This is a genomic window from Natronocalculus amylovorans (genome assembly GCF_023638035.1).
GTDB classification, from domain to species: Archaea; Halobacteriota; Halobacteria; order Halobacteriales; family Haloferacaceae; genus Natronocalculus; species Natronocalculus amylovorans.
This window is the reverse complement of record NZ_JAKRVX010000002.1, coordinates 450087-469288: the sequence shown is the minus strand read 5'-3', so window position 1 is coordinate 469288 and position 19202 is coordinate 450087. Positions and strand designations below refer to the sequence as shown.

Genomic DNA, 19202 nt, shown 5'->3' with positions numbered 1-19202 from the left:
GAACGCGATATTTAACCGGCTGACCAAACAACGAACACCTATGCCAGAACCACGCGTCCCCGGTGGACGCGGCGACGAGCTTGAACTCCCGTGTGGCCGTACAAAATACGTTCACGACTTTGACCTTGGGATGCGGGAGTTTGACTGTAGCTGTGGCGAAAGCCATGCCGTCGTCATGGATGTTCATCCACCGGACAGATTTCTCCCGGAGTTTCTTGTAGAGGTACTGCAGGAGGCGATCGAAACGACGAGTGCCGAAATGCCAGAGTTTGGAACCCCACATCTCTTGGGAATTGTGCTTGAAGAGTTCCCGAATAAGGTCGTTTCAAACGACGCAAGTAACGATCAAGATGTTGGGTTTTCGATGTTGTGGGTCAGCGATTTTGATTCACAGCGGCTCCACGAAATTATCGTTGAACTCGTCATTGAACTCATGGAACATGCGGTCAGCCACGGAGAGGATGAGAACGCGCTAACACAGTTCGAACAACAGATGTTAGAGTTTGACGTCTCCGAGTTTGTCTCCGAGTACAGAGCACAGCGAGATCTCAGCGAAGATGATGTATTCGTACAGTGAACTGTCATCGTCAGACGACTGTCTTACGTAGGTTGAAGGGGATTCAGGCCCATGTAAGATGTATGCACGCCGCACACGACGACTTTGAGCGTCTCAAAGGTGTGCTCGCCGAGGCTGATGAGCCGTTGACGGCGCGCGAGATTATGTCGATTCTCGAAGAGCACGACACCGATCGATTTAGCAGCGCACACCGTGTTGCCACAGTACTTGGTCGCCACGCACAACGAGGCGATGTAACTGTTATCTCCGATCATCCATATCGGTATTGGCTCCCGTAGTATGGGCATCGAGCCGTGCGCTAACCACGGCCTAACGAAACCGATCGCAGGCCAATATAACATAATGGCACCTGCAATTGTACACTTTGCTGTTGGGTTCGTTATCGGGTTATTCATTCTGTCGATCCTTCCAATCACACGGTACAGGCTTACTGGGGCATTCCTCGCGGGTGTGTGGGGCGTTGTACCGGACGTCCATCATATCATGGACAATGGTGCGCGTGCCAATCGTGTCTACGAAATTCACAACAGCCAGATATCGGACATTTTCTTTTTCCACTATACACTTGACCGACCGTTCTTTCGTGATTTAAGTGTCGAACTAACGTTTCTCTCGTTTGCGGCGCTTGGACTCTCCTTCCTTATCTACGATTGGCGGTTCGGAACACGCATCAGTTCACGTGAAAAATAATGATAATACGAACCGATCGTGCTAACAAGTGACTTACGAATTACTGAATTTTGCTACGAAATTCGTATTCTTTCGCCGGGCTTATTACGATGAACGCACTTCGACTGGGTAATGAGCGACGAGACGACCGCTGAAACAGCGACTGCGGACAACCCATCGTCCGAGGAAGACAGAACAATTCTGCTCATCGGCAGTGGACCGATTCAGATCGGTCAAGCAGCTGAATTCGACTACTCCGGCGCACAAGCATGCCGGGCACTTCGGGAGGAAGGTGCACGAGTCGTCCTCGTCAATTCCAACCCGGCGACGATTATGACTGATTCTGAGATGGCCGATCGGGTCTACATTGAACCGATCACCACCGAAGCAATCTCGGAGATCATCGAAAAAGAGCGACCTGACGGCGTTATTGCAGGCCTTGGCGGACAAACTGGCCTCAATGTCACCGCAGAGCTTGCAGAAGAGGGTGTGCTTGAAGCGTACGATGTAGATATTATGGGAACACCGCTGGATACGATCTACGCCACTGAGGATCGTGATCTGTTCCGTCAGCGCATGGAAAAGATCGGCCAGCCAGTTCCACAGTCAACGACGATTGCCCTCGACGAGGGTGAGTCCGTCGAACAGTTTGACGAAGACGCATTTAGACAGCGTGTTTCGGATGCTGTAGATTCTGTTGGTGGGCTTCCGGTTATTTCACGAACAACCTACACGCTCGGTGGATCCGGGTCCGGCGTTGTTGACGAGATGGAAGAGCTTGTCGAGCGCGTCCGTAAGGGACTTCGACTCTCGCGTAATAGCGAGGTGCTGATCACCGAATCGATCGCTGGCTGGGTTGAACTCGAATATGAGGTGATGCGGGACGCTGCAAACTCCTGTATCATCATCTGTAATATGGAGAACATCGACCCGATGGGGATCCACACCGGAGAGTCAACGGTTGTGACCCCATCGCAAGTAATTCCGGACGATGGCCATCAAGAGATGCGCAACGCCGCACTTGATGTGATCCGCGAACTCGGGATCCAAGGCGGCTGTAACATCCAGTTTGCATGGCGCGACGATGGCACGCCCGGTGGGGAGTACCGTGTAGTTGAAGTGAATCCACGTGTCTCTCGCTCCTCAGCACTTGCATCAAAAGCGACCGGATACCCAATTGCACGCGTTACCGCAAAGGTTGCACTTGGCAAACGGCTACACGAGATCAAAAACGAGATTACCGGTGAGACGACCGCTGCATTCGAGCCTGCGATCGACTACGTTGTGACGAAGGTTCCACGCTGGCCGAAAGATAAGTTCGAAAACGTTGATTTCACGCTTGGAACGGCAATGAAATCAACCGGTGAGGCGATGGCGATCGGCCGAAACTTCGAAGAGAGCCTGCTGAAGGCGCTTCGATCGACGGAATACGATCCAGCAGTTGACTGGGCTGACGTAGACGATGAGACACTGGAAACGGATTACTTGGAGGCACCAACACCGGATCGTCCGTATGCGATCTTCGAGGCCTACGAGCGCGGCTACACCGTCGACGAAGTTGAAGCGCTAACTGGCATTGAGCCATGGTATCTTGAGCGATTTAAACGCGTGACTGACGCCGCTGAAGCGGCACAGAACGGCAACCTCCAACCAGCTGCAACCGCAGGCCAGACAAACGCAGAGATCGCGGCGATCGCCGGTGGTGGCGTTGATGTTGACGCTGTTGAAGCGGACGTTCCCGGAAGAACGTACAAACAGGTCGATACCTGTGCTGGCGAGTTCGCTGCAGAGACACCGTACTACTACTCCGCTCGCCAGTCCGAGTTTGAGCGCGGCCCACTGAAGGGTGACGCAGCAGCAGGCGAGTTAGTCGTAAACAAAGCGATCGACAGCGTGGTCGTCGTCGGTGGAGGCCCGATCAGAATTGGACAAGGTGTTGAGTTCGACTACTGTGCAGTGCACGCCATTCAGGCACTTCGCGACCTTGGAATCGAGGCACACGTTGTTAATAACAATCCAGAGACCGTCTCAACCGACTACGATACCTCCGATGGCCTGTTCTTTGATCCAATTACTGCCGAAGAGGTTGCTGACGTTGTCGAAGCAACTGGCGCAAACGGTGTGATGGTTCAGTTCGGTGGGCAGACCTCTGTCAACATCGGCGAACCACTCCAAGACGAGATCGATCGTCGTGGACTGGACTGTGAGATTATGGGTACAAGCGTTGAGGCAATGGACCTCGCAGAGGACCGCGATCGGTTCAACGCGCTCATGGATGAGATGGGCATTGCACAGCCACAAGGTGGGACTGCAACATCGAAAACGGAGGCGCTTGAACTCGCACACGACCTTGGCTATCCGGTGTTAGTCCGTCCAAGCTACGTGCTTGGTGGCCGTGCAATGCGCGTTGTTCACGATGATGCAGAGCTGGAAACGTACATTGAAGAGGCAGTTCGTGTCAGCCCAGACAAGCCAATTCTTGTTGATCAGTTCCTTGCTGGCGCGATCGAACTGGATGTTGATGCCGTCTCCGATGGTGAGGATATCCTCATCGGTGGTGTGATGGAACATGTCGAAAGCGCCGGTGTTCACTCCGGTGACTCTGCGTGTATGATCCCACCACAGTCGCTTGATGAAGATGTGTACGCCCGTGTTCGCGAAGTGACGGAGGGAATCGCAAAAGCGCTTGAGACTGTTGGATTGCTCAACGTCCAACTTGCAGTGAAAGATGGTGAAGTGTACGTGCTTGAGGCAAACCCTCGATCCTCCCGTACCGTTCCATTCGTCTCAAAAGCAACTGGCGTTCCGATCGCCAAACTCGCAGCAAAAGTCATGGCTGGCGAATCGCTCGCTGAATTGGATGTCGAAGAACAAACACCAGACCAGATCAGTGTCAAAGAGGTTGTACTGCCGTTCGACAGGCTTCCAAACAGCGACCCACGTCTTGGCCCGGAGATGAAATCGACCGGCGAAGTAATGGGAACCGCAGACACATTCGGCAAAGCATATGACAAAGCCCAGGATTCGACTGGCAAGCCAATCCCGCGCGACGGTGTGATTGCGCTTGATCTCTCGGCTGACGAGTTCCCAGAGCCGGATACACCGGAAGCCGACGCGTTAGTTGACGGATTTGGCGAATTCTATGACTTCTGTGAAGATGTCGATCTTGTTGAGGCCGTTAAGAAAGGAAAGATTGACCTGATTGTCTCACGCGATCGCAATCTGCTGTCAACCGCTGTCGAGGAGGATATCACCTACTTCTCAACACCAGCAAGCGCTCGCGCTGCACTTGAGGCACGCCGTGCAAAAGATGAGCCGATCGATGTAATGGCCGTCTCGGATCGCCCACGGCACGTTGCACGCTGGGGAATCGAAGAGTAACTGAACTGAATCTGCGCTGTTAGCGCGCTGTTTCGTTTTGTTCGTCAACGAACGCTGATCGAAATACCTCAGAAAGATGTGTCTGCTCCCATCGGTTCATATCCTCATCGGTGAGCACATAGCTTGACCAAAGCAGCAGTATCACTCCAAACGCTGAGATGCCCGCAATGAGTGTCCCGAAGACGTAGATTCCCATTTCAAGGAGTACCGACAGCGGAGGAAGCAACAGGCGCCTCCGGAGCTCATCAACCGCAGGTCCAAATAGCAGCCAACGCACTACGGTTGGAACGATCGCAGCAATACCGATCGGGTATATCACTGGATTCAGTACAGGGCCACCATAGCCGCGGATGAATGCAAGCGCAAAAAACGAAAAACAAGAGACTGTTGCGACAGTCCCTGCAGTAAGCCGTGGCAGAAACGCATCAGGACCTGCTTGGAGCGTACCGATCGACCCAAACCCCGCGATTGTGGTTACAAGATACGCCACCGCAAATACGAGTACACCAAGCACCACCGTTGCTATATGTTCCGCTCGTGATTGCTTCGCAAAGGGGGATAATCCCGCTGGAACCTCCATTACTGGGTGGTGTCTCTCTTTTCGTTTGAAGATTCCGAGAGCTACGCGAGTTTCCCCAGTGCTTCAAAAAAGTCACCGGTTGGGCCTGCAATTCGGAGCGGCGGTTCGGATCGGGTAATCTGTACATCCACTGGTGGTTCAATCTCTCGTGGATCGCGCCCATCACTTACGATAAGTGCAGACTCAACGCCAGAAACGGTCACAGTCACGGTTGACGCTTGATCGACAAGCAGCGATGGCATGCCGTCAGTCACACACATCTCTGTGAGGATCACACTATCAACGCCGGGATGAACGAGTGGGCCCCCTTCGCTAAGATTGTACGCTGTACTGCCAGTCGGTGTTGCAACCAAAATACCATCCGCATGGCCGCTTGAGTATAATGAGCCATCAATACGTGTTTCAAAATCAATCCCCGCCCCCGGCCCTCGTCGCGAACCTTGAACGACGATTTCGTTTGTTGCAGGGTTGCTTTGCCAGTCATCAACTGTTGCGGCGAGTCGGGGGGCCTCTCGAATTACGATCGATCCATCAGCTACTGCTTGTACTTCAGTAGCAACGGCTTCAACCGCATCGTCTGGTGCAACAGCGTTCAAAAAGCCTACCTCTCCAAGGTTAACGCCAAGAATTGGCGTAGCACCAGCGCCTCGAGCAGCAAAGAGGAATGTGCCATCCCCACCAATACTCACGACGAGATCGGTCTCATCGAATGTTGAAATCGACATCCCCTTTTGTTCAAGTGTGTTCGCCGTCGCAGTATCGAGTCGAACATCCACCGCTTCGCGTCGTAGTCGGGACGCGATCGCCCCCGCAATCTCGGCCGCTCGCATATTGCCCCGTTGTGCGATAATCCCGACGTCCATACCCGCCGTTTTAGCGTCTGGTGAGAAAAGCACTGCGTGTCACGATTTCGATGACCCGCTACTATTGTCGGACTAGCGGGTAACATTGATACCAGTCGCTATCCATGTTGTGATATGAGTTGTCTCTCGCGTTCTATCACCGCTAGCATCTTTTTTATGGGTTCTGTTGATCGTTCGGTGGAGGCGAGTCTGACATGAGCGATGATGACTGGTACGAACGCGCGCTTCACGAGTTAGATGAAGAAGATGAGACGGCATCTGATGACACCGATACGGACGCAGACACAGACACAGACACAGCGTCTACATCCAAGGCTGGATCCGAATCCGAACCGATTGAAATCGACCATGATACTGATACTGCGGCCGTTGAAAACAGTCAACCCACCGACGGACCAGATGCCACTCACTCAGAGACGGACTCCGCGAGGGTGAACACCGATCGTGGAGCGGCCGTCGATGCAAACGCGGACCCGATCCCGTTTGACGAACTCAGCGAGTCAGAACCTTCGGATCCATTTGGTGGTATCCAGGACAACAGCACGACAGAAACCGAACCCGAAACCGAAACCGAAACGACCGATCCATTTGGTGGCTCACAACGTCCGTCCTCACAGTCGCCTGCAGACGACTCCGATGGGTTCGGATTTGACTCGTTTGACTCGGACCAACCAGGATCTGGTGGAGACGCGTTTGGGTTTGGTGATTTTGGAGCGCAGCAGGATACCCAAACATCTGCCGCTGGCGACACCGATACGTTCGATGATTCGGAGTTCGAATCTGACATCGATCGAATTACTATTGGCATCAAAGGCCTCGATGAGATGATTCTCGGTGGGGTTCCACAACGATCGCTGATGGTTGTTATTGGGAGTGCAGGAACCGGGAAAACAACGTTTGGGCTCCAATTTCTTCATCATGGGCTCAAACAGGGTGAAAAAGCGGTCTTCATTACGTTGGAACAGACGAGGGAGGCGATTCTTGCAACCGCTGAAGAGCGGGGCTGGCCATTTCGAGAGTACGAATCCGAAGGATATCTTGCAGTTGTCGCACTTGACCCCGTCGAGATGGCAAATAGTCTCTCAAGCCTTAGGGGCGACATCTCACGGTTGATCACCGAGTTTGAGGCCGATCGACTCGTGTTAGATTCGGTCTCATTGCTCGAGATGATGTACGATCATCCAGCAAAGCGACGGAGCGAGGTGTTTGATTTCACACGATCGCTGAAAGAAGCGGGCGTCACAACAATGTTAACCTCCGAAGCAAGCGAAGATAATCCGTACGCCTCTCGGCACGGGATTGTCGAGTATCTCACTGATGCGGTGTTTGTGTTACAGTATGTCCGACCATCGAACTTCCGGGAGACGCGACTCGCCGTTGAGATACAGAAAATCCGTGATGCGAACCACTCACGTGAAACAAAACCGTACGAAATCACTGCAGACGGAATCAGCGTTTATCGGCAAGCAAATATTTTTTAGTACGATACGGTTCAGTCGTCCGTGGCCGCGGTATCCACGATATCTGCGTCTGTTACCGGATCAAACGTCTCATAATGGACAAACTCCGACACCGGACGTCTGAATTTCCGCTGGCCGGACAAGTCATCAGCATCCGCTCTTGGATAGCCGAGTGTTACCAACATGAGCGGTTCGTAGCCGTCCGGAATAGCAAACTGTTCGGTCACTGCATCGGGATCAAAGCCACCCATCGGGCAGGAAGCGATACCTCGAGCCCACGCGGCATGCATCAGTGTCATTGTTGCAAGCGAGACGTTTTGTGTTGTCCACAGCTGGCGATCCGTTTTTGGATCCTCAGATTTGTTTCTGAGACGATCAAGCTTTTTGTCACGTGCATTGCGGTCGAGATCACCGCGCTGAAGCTGGTCATCAACAACACGAATTGCGTGTGCTGCCGGATCTAAGTTCCCAAGGACAACAACGACCGCTGGTGCATCTGCGACATGTGCTTGCCCATATGCATTCTCTTTGAGCAGTTCACGAGAGGCTGTATCTTGGACAACAAGGAACTCCCACGGCTGTAAATTGTAGCTTGATGGTGAATTTCGAACGTCTGCGAATATTTCCTCAAGCGTCTCTTTTGATAGTTCCTTTTCAGCGTACTGATGGACCGATCGGCGTGTTCCAGCGACCGTTTCAAACTCCATATTTCCTGTTTGTGTTCAAAACGTATGAGTTGTCAGTAACCCACGACTGAAGTCGTGGGCTTGTCAGTGGACTCCCCTTCTACCGTCGATCCGACGGAGGCGGTATAATCGCCGTTTAGGTTCAACGTTCCCGACTTCAGCGCACACTGACAGAGTGCGCCTCCACTCGAAGACTTCTGCCCCGAGTGGAGTCTTTTCAAGAGTTTGCGAGCGATGTTCTTGCTCGCATTGTAATCCGCGTTCAACTCGTACTCGCACTTCTGGCACACGAGCTCGTGTTTCGACCGTCGATTGTTCTCGTGGGTAAACCCACACTTGGAACACCGCTGACTTGTGTACGCCGGACCCACTTGTTCGACCTCGATACCGTACGTCTCGGATTTGTATTCGACGTACTAGTATAAGCGTCGGAACGCCCATGCATGGAACCGCTTTGCACCAATCATTCGGTCGCGAATCCCGGTCAGATTCTCGAACGCGATATGCGTACAGCCATGCTCACGGGCTTCGTCGAGAATCTCGTTCGAAGCACGGTGGAGTTCGTCCTGCATCCAGCGGTGTTCGCGGTCGTTCATCGGCTGAATCAACAGGTGGGCTGACCGCGTACCCGTTTGTTGCATCGACCCGCGAGTCTTCTCGAACTCTCGGCGGTGATGATTCATCTCGTCAGCGTTCCCGATGAACGCCCCCGTGAAAGTCACGGCAAGCGAGTCATCCACGTTCAGGTCAACGCCAAGGACTGTTCTGTGCTTGGTGTCCTCAGAACGCAGAGCGTTCTGATGGGCTGCATCAGGCTGCGTCTGATGAACGTTGGAAGAATCAGCTGTGGGTTGCTCGTCGGTTTCAACTCGGTGCATCCGGGCGTGGAGATGGAACGACTCTGAGAAACGGTCGTACTGCAACGTGGACATTCGGAACTCGTAATTCTCGTTCAGCAGGTACTCCCCAATCGATGTTCCCTCTGGGGTATCGGGAAGAACGTAGTCGCACTCGACACGACCGTTCACTGTTGAAAGAGATATGTGGTCGCGGTGGAACGTCGCGCTTCGTTTGTCGTAAACAACGCTCCACGCGTGGAAGTGCGGTTGGCTCGTCTTGTCGCCTTTCTTGAGGCGAGCGACCCCGCTTTTGGTGGCCTCGATCGCCAGTCGAATCCCTTTTTGGACAAGGTTCGCGGTTAATTCCGTCTCAGCAGACCGTCACTATCTACCGTGTCGTGTGAGGCAGGTCGAGAGCCCAATTAATTCAACAGGCTCGGAATTATCAGGCGAATAGATCACCATCTGTCCTTTCTCCATATATGGTACTTTTTGTTGGAGCGTCGTCGGGATGTTGACGCTTTTTATTGCATCCTCGTCACCGAGATTTAATACCAGCTTTGTATTGATCTGTTTAAATACTGGCTCAGCAATATCCTGCGGATCCTGTGTTATCAAAAATAGCCCAAGCCGCTCTTTTCGGCCTTGTTTTGCGGCCTCTGTAAACTTTGTAATTACTTTCTGTGCTTGAACAGTGTCTGCGTCTGCAAGGAAATTATGTGCCTCATCCATCCCGAGAACGACCGGTGTCTGTTTAATACGATCGCTCTCCGGTGCATTTGAGAGCTTGTCGTCGATCAGGTATGAAGAGACCGCAAGGACGAACAGCTCTTTTGCACGACTTGTACTCAGGTGGTAGGTGGGAATGACTGTCAACCCACCTGGCCGGACTAATTTTTGATCAAGATCTGTGATTGGGGTTGCTGCTTGATCAAATATCCCGGTCGGAATCCCACGTACCCGACGCTTTACTGCATCGAATGTTGCCTCATGAACCCGTCCAGACTCATCCAGTTCCGCTTTCAGTGCCGGATCGTCGAGAAACGCAAGGAACTGTTTGTATGTTCCACTCTCGCCATAGTTGCGGAAGAATCGACTAAGCAGCGTCAAAAGCGCAGGATATTGGTTCTCGTTGAGACTACTTCCGGCAACAAGCCACGGCTGATCACGTACCATTGAAAACGGGATGGTGAACGCCTTTTGGTCGGCATTATGACCGCCTCCGCCGTACGTGACCCCGTCTTCTTTTGGAACAAGTGCGATCGTATCGGAGTGGCCTCCGTATGCAATGTTCTCGCGATCGAGTTTCCGGGCAAATGACGGTGTCATCTCGGGGTTATCATCGTGCATCTGTGCGTACTCATCCTGTGGGTCAAACAGAACAACTGCTGGTGAGACAGTCCGTCCGTCTGCCATCGGATACTGGCAGTCTTCGGAGAGATACTGTCTAAGTACATTTTTTGATGCATGTGTTTTTCCTGACCCTGTTCCCCCTGCAATGAGGCTATGGCGGAACACAAGCGGATCACCGGATCCGTAGTCGTCTTTAATTCGGTAGTCGATCGTCGGCGGCGAGGCTGCGGTGCGTACCTTTTCACCACCGACTGAGAGATGTCCGAGAAAGATTCCTTCCGCTGGAATTTTCAAACCCGTTTTGATCTCTGTGCTGTCGCGCGCCTGTTTTGCGGTTGCACCTGGTTTTGGGACTCGGTCAGTCATGCGTCGTTTAAGTGTTCCATTATCCGTGTAGAGCACTGCAATTGGCTCCAACGAAGCCATAAATTTGTAATCGCGCTCATGGAACTCGTTTTGTCGCATCGATCGCCGCGCGTGAATCTCGGTCGCATCGTCGGAGTGATACTCTTGGGCATATTCAAGCGAGGTAATTCGACAAAACAGCGACTCCGCATCCGGATATGGAATAATGATATACTTTCCAATTCGGACTGATTCACGGTTCTCTGCTGTAATGAAGGCTCGGAGTTCGGTTTCTTGGGTATCCGTTGCAACTCGTAACCCGTCTCTGACCGACAGCGTGCCGAGTCCGTTGTCTGTCCCGGTCGGTGACACTGAGACGGACTCAAATCGATCCGCCTCCTGCTCACCCGATGCCCGCTCTGTATTGGATGTAGACTCCGTCCCAGCTGCCCCTCCATCATCTGAGTCGCCGTTTGATTCGGCACTAAACTCGGTGAAATCCTCAAGTGTCATGCATGAGTGTCTGTAGCGAAAGATAAACGCCTTTTCCCTCACGATCTCTGTTGTGGTCGACTAGCTATTCGATCTTAATTTGTAAAATATCACGCATCTTTGGCGATCTCATTGAACATTTTAACATATCACTCAATGGTGGACACGGTATTTACGTTTAGAGGGCATAGTGGTGGTCATGTTGTTAGTAAGTGGTCATGGCGGCGGGACCAATCTCACCGGGACAATATTTGAGCGTGGCGAAGAGCCGCCAGCATACAAAGGTGCACCCGACGAGGATGCACCATATGTGTGGGTCTGTGATTCGTTCTATCAGGTCGAAAGCGGTGGCTCTCCAATCAAGATTGACGGCGAGAAGATTAGAGTTGCATTCGAGACACCAATGCCACGCGGGTTTGAAACACGATCGCAAGCAATTGAAGCGGCCGAAGACCATCTTAAAACACAGTTTGCCCGAATCGGTGTCAACTCCGAATCAGTCACCGTTGAGATTGCAAACCCCGGGCCTGCCTAAGCCTCCGTTAGTGTTCCATGTCATCCCATCGTTCGGCATCATATGATGATCGTACTGCAGTTTTCAGTTCGCTCTCAAACCGTCGTTTAAGCGACTGCTTCTCGCCTGCACGGATTCGTGCAAGCTCATCCGCCTTCGAAACCGGTGTTGGTGGACCCTTTTGTGCTGCAACTTCACTCAAGACCTGTCTGGTTAACGCCTCTCGTCTGTCTTCATCTTTCGTAACTGCATACGGAGCCTCAATTTTATACAGCAGATCCGATCGTGGATCATATATTACAAAGAACGTCACCGTATACGCGTCTAATGGATATTTTCGCTCTACTCCGAGTGCATCTCCATACGCAGAGACAGTTCGGTCAGGACCGCCACGTGACAGTAGCCACGTCGTGAATGTGAGCGAGTCTTTCCGACGATCGTGGATGTGTGCCTGTTTCTTCGGTGATTGCTCAAGCAGCCGGGTAAAAAATGCCGTGTCATCGCCCCATGGGACCGTGGTCTCGTTCTTTGATAGGCCTTGAACGATCGTCCGAGCGCTTGGATTTTTAACGAAGCCTGCGATTGTCCGGTCGCTCTCAATGAATCGCTCTGTTAGTCGTATATAGTTCGAGAGCACAGATTTCGGCTTTGTCTCCCGTGCAAGGGTTGCAAGCTCTGCATCTCGGTCGTTCCATGACAACAGCTCTTTTGGATACAGTGGGCCATCAAGAAATAGCAACTCCGATACTTCCTCTTCATGTGACAGTGCATGCTCGCTCTCTGCAAGATATAACGAGAGCGCGTGGACGATTCCTTCTTGGAACCGGCGAATCTTCGGTGCACGCCACACCTTCCGACGGCTATGTCCGTCATCATATATCGACCATTCCTCGTCGTAGTTGCTTGTGGTGTTGTTTGTGTGGACTGTTGCGATGACGGTCCGTTTTCGATGCAGTGTAAGTGTCGATGGATGTGATGCCATTGCTGCATGTGCAACATCCAGTACAAGTCCGTTTTTGAACGTTGTTGGGTTGAGGGTACCAGAGTCCAGCCCGTGCGTGACCCTATAAGGCCGCTCACACAGCGCAATATCGTCAATTGAGACCCGGTGTAGCTCTTGTGGCTCAAGTGGCTCGATAACTCGTTTTCCACCAACAACAAGCGGATCTAGCCACTCATCCCACACTGTCTGTGCAAGCTCAGTCTGTTCGCTATCATCGGTTTCCTCCGCAATTTGGCTTGCCAATTTAGCGATTGTTTCGACGTGAATGGGATCGAGTGTCACATCAACAGAGGTAGTGTGAACGAGCAAAAAAGCGATCGATATCCTGAAAATGAGCCGGCATCCTCATGATGGTTGGCGTCCTACCGGCACATAATGGCAATTAGAGGGGTCGCGTTTGATCTCGACGAGACACTTGCGGTGCCGAAACGTGACAGAGAAACGCTGTTGAAAGAGGCTGTATCGGCAACCAATGCACCTCCAATCACACGGCAGGAGTACCTAACGGCCCATCGGAACAACCTCACCGAAGAGACCCGTGAGCCGATTTTTAAAGATGTACTCGCACAATACGATGAGACAGAGACCAACCCAGCAACGCTCACTGCAGCGTATCGACAAGCAGTGACAGAAGCGCTCAATCCGATACCAGGCGCAGAGAAACTTATTGAGGAACTCAAAGAGACATATCAGGTTGGACTGCTTACGAACGGGCCAATCAAGGCACAACGTGAGAAAATCGATCGTTTACAGTGGAACACACTCTTTCCAGTTGCACTCGTCACTGGCGAACTACCAGCTGGAAAACCACACCCGGATGCCTTCTCTGCGCTGCTTTCGGAACTAGGGACAACCCCGGAAGAAACCGTCTATATTGGAGATACGCCACGCGACGATATTGGGGGAGCAACAAATGCTGGGATGATCGCTGTACAAGTTCTTTTTTCAGGTGGACCTGAGCCGGATCCACGGGCAGATGCACACATCGATCGAAACAAACTGGTGCTCGAACTTCCAGCACTGCTCGAATCGTTGGTATAGCTACTCGACATCTTCTGCTGATACTGCGTCAACCACTGCCTCAAATACTGGCATACACCATTTAACCTGTGCACCATCTTCAACAAACACGATCGTCCGTGGTGGTGACACAGCCTTTGGACGAACACGAAGATTTGCGCGCGCGCCTGCTGCTGCAGCAACGTCTGGTACAACGCGAAACTCGACACGAACGCGATCGGCCTGGACAAAGACATCTGCAACGTGTATGGCTGTGTCCGTTGTGTCCGCATCGAGTGTTGCACGGTAGGCAAGCGCACCGTCTGCTGTTGGTTCAATATCCGGGTTAGCATCAGCTACAGAGAGCGTTTGGAGCGCTTTTTTATCGCCGGTAATCTCCGAAGAAAGTATCTGTGCGATCCGTTTACCGTCGGTGAGTCGATCAATGACCATGCGTTAGTTTTTGTGTCGGATGGTTAGGCTTCTTCGAGTTCGTGTACGACCGTTGTTGCAAGCTCGTCCACATTAACTCCGCGGCGTCGGGCAACAATCACCGCTGCAGTTTCGATCGTTACGCCAAGCTCCTGTTGAACTGTGTTTGCCTTCGCAACAGCATCCTGTTTTTGAATCCCATCTGCAACAAGCGAATCGAGTGCCTTCTCAAATGTCGATTGCTCTCGAAGAATTGACTCATCTGGACTGAAGTCTTCTGGGATAACTACATCGTCGGGATCAAATGTCGGTCGTAGCTCCCCGTCAACTGACTCAAGCAAACCGCGGCCAAGCGCCACATCTACAAGTCGTTTCGCCTGATCAGGCGAAAACCAATCGCGATCGAGCGACAGCGCTACGACAATCTCGCCCTCACCAAGTGCTCGCTTGCCTTTTTGCCGAAACGGTACGGCAACGGCAACATCCAGGCTCATGGTATGGGTGAATGGGTGAGCGGACGGAAAAGGTTGCGACTCATACATCAACTGGTTGATCGAGCGCCACTGACTAACATACACAGCGACGCGTTCCGAGCGATTCAAGTATCTCCTGGCTGTTTTCTCCGGTATGAAAGATCAGGGACGCTCTACCCGAAAGCGAACTGGCGGTCGACTCAAGCCATTCCGAAAAAAGAAACGCTACCAACTCGGTCGCGAACCATCCGAGACGACCGTTGGCGAACCACGCCTGCAGGTTATTGATTCGCGCGGAAGCGAGAAGAAGTTCCGTGCGCTCTCGACAAACGTTGCAAACGTTTCAGACGGCGAAAGCACTGTTTCAGCAGAGATTGAAGGCGTCAAAGAGAACCCATCGAACGTTAACTACGTGCGACGGAACATCATCACGAAGGGAGCTGTTATCAGCACCTCTGAGGGTGAAGCGCGCGTCACCTCCCGACCAGGACAGACTGGACAGGTTAGCGCTGTCAAACTCGAATAAGTAACGCACATTTTCAATCGATCGCAAACCCAAACCACGTGTTTGCGCATTTCTCTGCTGAGCAGCCGCACTATTTAACGCACAATTCGCTTCTCGGCACATACAAACGGCTCGCCGTTGTGCTATCGTGTATGCAGCTTGTTGACTTTGTTGATCGGTTGGACTCAACGCTCCGTACAGATGCATACGCTGACATTGATGCCAGTGCAAATGGCCTGCAAGTTGGACCACCGGATCGGTCGATCGAAACAGTCGCGTTTGCGGTTGATGCTGCAACCGCGACAATCGAGGCTGCAATCGAAGTAGACGCAGATGTCCTTGTGACACACCATGGAATCTCGTGGGGTGGTATCGAACGAGTAACTGGCCGAGAGTACAACCTGGTCGAGCAGCTTATTCGTAATGATATTGCACTATATGTCTCTCACCTACCGCTGGATGGACACCAAGAAATTGGTAACGCCGCTGGAATCGCAGATGCGCTCTCGCTTGTTGACCGGGAGCCATTCGGCGCGCTTGGCCCCGAACATATCGGACAGAAAGGTGTGTTTGGAACGCCACAGTCACCAGATGCAATCGCTACAACACTTGATGCGTTTGAACGATCGAAACCGACACACGTGCTTGCTTTTGGCCCAGATGAACTAACCGATGTGGCGATTGTCACCGGAAGCGGCACTGACTGGTTTGCAGAAGCAAGCAACACTGGCGTTGATGCGTTGATCACCGGTGAGGGAAAACAAAAAGTCTACCACGAAGCGCGCGAGGCTGGAGTCTCTGTCTTTTTGGCTGGTCACTATGCAACAGAGACGTTTGGCGTTCGATCGGTACAAGCGCTTGCCTCCCAATGGGGGCTAACAACAGAATATATTTCACACCCAACTGGATTGTAAATGGACACCACGCTCTCAAAATAGATAATTTGAGTTGCAGTTTTATCAGGAGGAATTGAGAATTTACCTACAGACACATATGTCTGATACAGGGTGGAAGTCCACAATACGTGGAAGCTATGCGATTAAGCTTTCATTGTCGCTTATTGGGATTCTTTTATTGATTGTTGGGTCCGGTGCATTGGTTTACATACAAGTAATCACTGAGATTGGAGAAACGGATGCAGGTATCGCCTCAAGCATTCTGGGACTAATTCTTGTTGCAGTAATTAGTTTAGCGCTGTTGGGCGTCACTGTGGGGAGCAATACGATTATTTCGCTTCGACAGCTTTCGAATACGGCCGATCAGATGGCCGCAGGTGATCTTTCGGTAACTGTTGACTCCGATCGAACTGATGAAGTCGGACAGTTGGTTGCATCACTTGATACGATGCGGACATCCCTTCGAGAACAGATCGAAGAGTCCGAGTCAGCACGACGTGATGCACAACAGGTACAAACACAAATTGAGCAACGCGCACAGCAACTCGAACAAACAGCAGAACAGTATGAATCCGTTATGCAAGCCGTCTCTGCCGGGGATCTCACACAACGGGCGTCCGTTGATGATGCGAATGAAGCTATGGCCAATGTCGGCCACTCATTCAACGAAATGCTGGATGAGCTTGAACAAACTGTCGGTGATGTCAAGCAGTTTGCTGGGAACGTGAGTGAAGCTTCAGATGGCGTCGATGAACGTGCAGAGGAGCTTCAAACAGCAAGTAATGGGGTTACAGATTCGGTTTCTGAAATCTCGGAGGGGGCACACAAACAGAGCAAGAACCTTCGTGATGTCTCAAATGAGATGAGTACCCTTTCTGCTGGTGCCGAAGAGGTGGCAGCAACGGTTGAAACGGTTGCAGACACAACCAAACGAGCAACAGAAGCCGGTACTGACGGACAACAAGCCGCAGAGGAAGCCATCTCACAGATGGATGCGATCGAGTCACAAACGGCAACCACCATGGATGATATTGAGTCATTGGATGATGAGATGGCCGAAATTGGTGAGATTGTCGATGTCATTGGAGAGATTGCAGAGCAGACGAACTTGCTTGCGCTCAATGCCTCGATCGAAGCCGCACGTGCTGGTGCGGAAGGTGCGGGGTTCGCAGTCGTTGCGGAGGAAGTCAAATCCCTTGCCGAGGAGACGAAAGATGCAGCCGGGGAGATCGAAGGCCGAATTGAACGCGTCCAGAGCCGAACCGAAACGGCAGTTGATGGTATGGATGACACCTCAGAGCGGATCTCAGCAGGAGTTAATACTGTCGAAGGGGCGATCGCAGAGCTAAATAACGTCATCGAGTATGTTGACGAAATCGATAGTAGTGTCCAAGAGATTAATCATACAACCGAAGATCAAGCCCGATCGGCAACAACCGTTGTTGAAATGATTGATGAGGTTGCATCAATCTCCGAGCAGACAACAACTGCAGCAGATGGTGTTACCAAGGTTGCAGACCAACAACAGAACACGCTTGCTGCTGTTGAGGCTGCCGCAACAGAGCTTTCCTCACAAGCAGAGAGTCTCCGAACGGTCCTTGATCAGTTCGATGTTGATCATGGTGGAATGGTCGAATCCACACAAATGAACGACGCGATGGAGGCAGTCACTGCAAGCCAGTTTACAGCCACACAAACTGATGGTGGGACCACGAAGGAGCGGCAAAGTGGCTTCACGTTCGGAGGTGCACAATGATTGCAATCAGTACATGGGCATGGATTGGAACGGTGGGATTAGCGATCGCAACCATACCACCACTCTGGTTCGCGGTTAAGAACCCACGCAACCGAACGTATTACGCAATTCTTGCGGCGATTACTGGCATTGCAGCTGCTTCGTATGCTGCGATGGCACTCAATATTGGGACGTTCGATGCCCCCGGTGATGCCATCTTCTATGCACCACGGTATATTGATTGGCTGCTGACAACGCCGCTGCTTGTGCTCTATCTTGCGATGTTGTGTAAAGCAGGCGTTCGAATGTATGCGACACTGATTACGCTTGACATCATACTGATCGCCTCTGGCGCTGCTGCGGTGTTGACAACTGGCACTCTATCGTGGGCACTCTTCGGTGTTGGAAGCCTTGCATATCTTGGACTTGCGTACCTGCTCGTGAAAACCGTTCCACAGCAGACGTCGTTCCGCTCTGATCGTATCTCGATGCAGTTTTTCAAACTACGAAACATCACCGTTGTTTTATGGACTCTGTATCCCGTTGTTTGGGTTTTCTCCCCGGCTGGATTTGGTTGGTTGACACTCAACACTGAGATGATGGTTGTCGTCTATCTTGACTTCATTACAAAAGTCGCGTTTGTCGCAATTGCCGTCAACGGGCGCGCTGCGCTCGATGACCTCAACGAAATCGAGCTTACAATGAACAGTGATGGTGTTGAGTCAGCATTGGGTGCTGACTAATTAGCTGCGATATCTCTTTTTAATACGGAAGCTCGTCGAACGATCGGACTCGATAATCACCAAGCACACACCGGCCACGATGGTCAGGACCATGTCGCTCAACGTGAATTCCATCTAAGCCAGCATTCCATGCCGCACCAATATCGCTTTCCCCGTCACCAGCGAGAACGCCAACGCTGTCACGTCCGATGTTGAGCTGTTTCATCGCTGACTGGACTGGTTTTGGATCCGGTTTCCAACCAGTCTCATCCGTACAACAGAGCACGGTCTCTACCCGCTCGTCAAGCGCTAGCTGTTCAAGAACTGGTTGAGTGAGGAATGATTGACAGTGCGTGACAATCCCGATCGGTACATCAATTACCGAAAGCAATGCGTCTGCGTCGCCGTGAAGATACGTAGCTTCCGCCCGTTGTTGCGGATTCTCTTCCGCATGAAATGCTGGCCAAAATGCAGCAGGATCAATGTCCCATGCTCGCAAGATCGGGTTTCGTGCTCCGCCGAGTCCATGCCAGATAATCTCTGCTTCGCGATCGCTGAACGGGCGATCAATTCGCTCGCCTACGCGATCGAATACCGATCGAGTGTAGGACCACTCCGCATCGACAAGCGTTCCATCGAGATCGAACAGCCAGAAATCGTATGCATCGACGACCATTT

The 19202-nt window shown here is 52.0% G+C and carries 19 protein-coding genes and 1 pseudogene; 11 read left to right on the top strand and 9 right to left on the bottom strand.

Going from position 1 to position 19202, the window contains the following annotated elements; translation table 11 throughout:
• Nucleotides 1–40 precede the first annotated feature (40 nt).
• The 4 genes from AArcSt2_RS06825 to carB all read left to right on the top strand — a co-directional run bounded on the left by AArcSt2_RS06825 (nucleotide 41) and on the right by carB (nucleotide 4627).
• Nucleotides 41–577: a DUF5815 family protein gene (locus tag AArcSt2_RS06825; RefSeq protein WP_174652127.1), complete on the top strand. Its 537-nt coding sequence runs from the start codon at nucleotides 41–43 to the stop codon at nucleotides 575–577.
• 62 nt (nucleotides 578–639) lie between these two features.
• The gene (locus AArcSt2_RS06820) at nucleotides 640–855 is read left to right on the top strand and encodes a hypothetical protein (protein ID WP_174652126.1); all 216 of its coding nucleotides are present in this window, start codon (nucleotides 640–642) and stop codon (nucleotides 853–855) included.
• Between the two features lie 64 nt (nucleotides 856–919).
• Entirely contained in the window at nucleotides 920–1267 is a 348-nt protein-coding gene (locus AArcSt2_RS06815) for a hypothetical protein (RefSeq protein WP_174652125.1), read from the top strand.
• Between the two features lie 111 nt (nucleotides 1268–1378).
• Entirely contained in the window at nucleotides 1379–4627 is a 3249-nt protein-coding gene (gene carB, locus AArcSt2_RS06810) for a carbamoyl-phosphate synthase large subunit (RefSeq protein WP_174652124.1), read from the top strand.
• Between the two features lie 19 nt (nucleotides 4628–4646).
• On the opposite strand, the gene AArcSt2_RS06805 is transcribed toward carB, so the two are convergent.
• Both AArcSt2_RS06805 and AArcSt2_RS06800 read right to left on the bottom strand, forming a co-directional pair.
• Nucleotides 4647–5207, bottom strand: a complete 561-nt coding sequence (locus AArcSt2_RS06805; protein WP_250583520.1) for a hypothetical protein — start codon at nucleotides 5205–5207, stop codon at nucleotides 4647–4649.
• Between the two features lie 41 nt (nucleotides 5208–5248).
• Nucleotides 5249–6070, bottom strand: a complete 822-nt coding sequence (locus tag AArcSt2_RS06800) for an NAD(+)/NADH kinase (protein WP_250583519.1) — start codon at nucleotides 6068–6070, stop codon at nucleotides 5249–5251.
• A 194-nt stretch (nucleotides 6071–6264) separates the two neighbouring features.
• Between AArcSt2_RS06800 and AArcSt2_RS06795 the strand changes: the two genes are divergently transcribed.
• The gene (locus tag AArcSt2_RS06795; RefSeq protein ID WP_250583518.1) at nucleotides 6265–7551 is read left to right on the top strand and encodes a KaiC domain-containing protein; all 1287 of its coding nucleotides are present in this window, start codon (nucleotides 6265–6267) and stop codon (nucleotides 7549–7551) included.
• Between the two features lie 11 nt (nucleotides 7552–7562).
• Here AArcSt2_RS06795 and AArcSt2_RS06790 read toward each other — a convergent pair whose 3' ends face one another.
• From AArcSt2_RS06790 to AArcSt2_RS06780, 3 genes and pseudogenes are all read right to left on the bottom strand, one after another.
• Complete coding sequence (locus AArcSt2_RS06790; RefSeq protein WP_174652120.1) at nucleotides 7563–8237, bottom strand: nitroreductase family protein; 675 nt, start codon at nucleotides 8235–8237, stop codon at nucleotides 7563–7565.
• Nucleotides 8238–8269: 32 nt separating this feature from the next.
• Nucleotides 8270–9427: pseudogene (locus AArcSt2_RS06785) on the bottom strand (RNA-guided endonuclease InsQ/TnpB family protein); the annotation flags it as partial.
• 12 nt (nucleotides 9428–9439) lie between these two features.
• The gene (locus AArcSt2_RS06780; protein ID WP_250583517.1) at nucleotides 9440–11266 is read right to left on the bottom strand and encodes an ATP-binding protein; all 1827 of its coding nucleotides are present in this window, start codon (nucleotides 11264–11266) and stop codon (nucleotides 9440–9442) included.
• Nucleotides 11267–11444: 178 nt separating this feature from the next.
• Between AArcSt2_RS06780 and AArcSt2_RS06775 the strand changes: the two genes are divergently transcribed.
• The gene (locus AArcSt2_RS06775; RefSeq protein WP_250583516.1) at nucleotides 11445–11780 is read left to right on the top strand and encodes a flagellar hook-length control protein FliK; all 336 of its coding nucleotides are present in this window, start codon (nucleotides 11445–11447) and stop codon (nucleotides 11778–11780) included.
• A 7-nt stretch (nucleotides 11781–11787) separates the two neighbouring features.
• Here the strand turns inward: AArcSt2_RS06775 and AArcSt2_RS06770 are convergent, their stop codons facing one another.
• On the bottom strand, nucleotides 11788–13044 hold the full coding sequence (locus tag AArcSt2_RS06770; protein WP_250583515.1) for a DNA double-strand break repair nuclease NurA: 1257 nt from the start codon (nucleotides 13042–13044) through the stop codon (nucleotides 11788–11790).
• Between the two features lie 93 nt (nucleotides 13045–13137).
• Here AArcSt2_RS06770 and AArcSt2_RS06765 point away from each other — a divergent pair, with 93 nt between their 5' ends.
• A complete protein-coding gene (locus tag AArcSt2_RS06765; protein ID WP_174652116.1) occupies nucleotides 13138–13803 on the top strand; it encodes an HAD family hydrolase in 666 nt (221 codons plus the stop codon).
• Here AArcSt2_RS06765 and AArcSt2_RS06760 read toward each other — a convergent pair whose 3' ends face one another.
• Both AArcSt2_RS06760 and AArcSt2_RS06755 read right to left on the bottom strand, forming a co-directional pair.
• Entirely contained in the window at nucleotides 13804–14214 is a 411-nt protein-coding gene (locus AArcSt2_RS06760; RefSeq protein ID WP_250583514.1) for a DUF7993 family protein, read from the bottom strand.
• A 23-nt stretch (nucleotides 14215–14237) separates the two neighbouring features.
• Complete coding sequence (locus AArcSt2_RS06755) at nucleotides 14238–14687, bottom strand: DUF2240 family protein (RefSeq protein WP_174652114.1); 450 nt, start codon at nucleotides 14685–14687, stop codon at nucleotides 14238–14240.
• A gap of 133 nt (nucleotides 14688–14820) precedes the next feature.
• Here AArcSt2_RS06755 and AArcSt2_RS06750 point away from each other — a divergent pair, with 133 nt between their 5' ends.
• The 4 genes from AArcSt2_RS06750 to AArcSt2_RS06735 all read left to right on the top strand — a co-directional run bounded on the left by AArcSt2_RS06750 (nucleotide 14821) and on the right by AArcSt2_RS06735 (nucleotide 18545).
• On the top strand, nucleotides 14821–15192 hold the full coding sequence (locus AArcSt2_RS06750) for a 30S ribosomal protein S8e (RefSeq protein WP_174652113.1): 372 nt from the start codon (nucleotides 14821–14823) through the stop codon (nucleotides 15190–15192).
• 131 nt (nucleotides 15193–15323) lie between these two features.
• A complete protein-coding gene (locus AArcSt2_RS06745) occupies nucleotides 15324–16085 on the top strand; it encodes a Nif3-like dinuclear metal center hexameric protein (protein WP_250583513.1) in 762 nt (253 codons plus the stop codon).
• A gap of 79 nt (nucleotides 16086–16164) precedes the next feature.
• The gene (locus AArcSt2_RS06740; protein WP_250583512.1) at nucleotides 16165–17823 is read left to right on the top strand and encodes a methyl-accepting chemotaxis protein; all 1659 of its coding nucleotides are present in this window, start codon (nucleotides 16165–16167) and stop codon (nucleotides 17821–17823) included.
• Entirely contained in the window at nucleotides 17820–18545 is a 726-nt protein-coding gene (locus AArcSt2_RS06735; protein ID WP_250583511.1) for a bacteriorhodopsin, read from the top strand. Before AArcSt2_RS06740 ends, AArcSt2_RS06735 begins: the two co-directional genes overlap by 4 nt.
• Nucleotides 18546–18564: 19 nt before the next feature.
• Here the strand turns inward: AArcSt2_RS06735 and AArcSt2_RS06730 are convergent, their stop codons facing one another.
• Nucleotides 18565–19200: an HAD family hydrolase gene (locus AArcSt2_RS06730; protein WP_250583510.1), complete on the bottom strand. Its 636-nt coding sequence runs from the start codon at nucleotides 19198–19200 to the stop codon at nucleotides 18565–18567.
• Between the last annotated feature and the right edge of the window lie 2 nt (nucleotides 19201–19202).

Bases quoted from the DNA above. Each gene is read 5' to 3' on its own strand.
- AArcSt2_RS06775 (WP_250583516.1), top strand. From the start codon at position 11,445: ATGTTGTTAGTAAGTGGTCATGGCGGCGGGACCAATCTCACCGGGACA.
- AArcSt2_RS06765 (WP_174652116.1), top strand. From the start codon at position 13,138: ATGGCAATTAGAGGGGTCGCGTTTGATCTCGACGAGACACTTGCGGTG.
- AArcSt2_RS06755 (WP_174652114.1), bottom strand. From the start codon at position 14,687: ATGAGCCTGGATGTTGCCGTTGCCGTACCGTTTCGGCAAAAAGGCAAG.
- carB (WP_174652124.1), top strand. From the start codon at position 1,379: ATGAGCGACGAGACGACCGCTGAAACAGCGACTGCGGACAACCCATCG.
- AArcSt2_RS06795 (WP_250583518.1), top strand. From the start codon at position 6,265: ATGAGCGATGATGACTGGTACGAACGCGCGCTTCACGAGTTAGATGAA.
- AArcSt2_RS06780 (WP_250583517.1), bottom strand. From the start codon at position 11,266: ATGACACTTGAGGATTTCACCGAGTTTAGTGCCGAATCAAACGGCGAC.
- AArcSt2_RS06740 (WP_250583512.1), top strand. From the start codon at position 16,165: ATGTCTGATACAGGGTGGAAGTCCACAATACGTGGAAGCTATGCGATT.
- AArcSt2_RS06735 (WP_250583511.1), top strand. From the start codon at position 17,820: ATGATTGCAATCAGTACATGGGCATGGATTGGAACGGTGGGATTAGCG.
- AArcSt2_RS06790 (WP_174652120.1), bottom strand. From the start codon at position 8,237: ATGGAGTTTGAAACGGTCGCTGGAACACGCCGATCGGTCCATCAGTAC.
- AArcSt2_RS06825 (WP_174652127.1), top strand. From the start codon at position 41: ATGCCAGAACCACGCGTCCCCGGTGGACGCGGCGACGAGCTTGAACTC.
- AArcSt2_RS06800 (WP_250583519.1), bottom strand. From the start codon at position 6,070: ATGGACGTCGGGATTATCGCACAACGGGGCAATATGCGAGCGGCCGAG.
- AArcSt2_RS06730 (WP_250583510.1), bottom strand. From the start codon at position 19,200: ATGGTCGTCGATGCATACGATTTCTGGCTGTTCGATCTCGATGGAACG.
- AArcSt2_RS06820 (WP_174652126.1), top strand. From the start codon at position 640: ATGCACGCCGCACACGACGACTTTGAGCGTCTCAAAGGTGTGCTCGCC.
- AArcSt2_RS06750 (WP_174652113.1), top strand. From the start codon at position 14,821: ATGAAAGATCAGGGACGCTCTACCCGAAAGCGAACTGGCGGTCGACTC.
- AArcSt2_RS06805 (WP_250583520.1), bottom strand. From the start codon at position 5,207: ATGGAGGTTCCAGCGGGATTATCCCCCTTTGCGAAGCAATCACGAGCG.
- AArcSt2_RS06745 (WP_250583513.1), top strand. From the start codon at position 15,324: ATGCAGCTTGTTGACTTTGTTGATCGGTTGGACTCAACGCTCCGTACA.
- AArcSt2_RS06760 (WP_250583514.1), bottom strand. From the start codon at position 14,214: ATGGTCATTGATCGACTCACCGACGGTAAACGGATCGCACAGATACTT.
- AArcSt2_RS06815 (WP_174652125.1), top strand. From the start codon at position 920: ATGGCACCTGCAATTGTACACTTTGCTGTTGGGTTCGTTATCGGGTTA.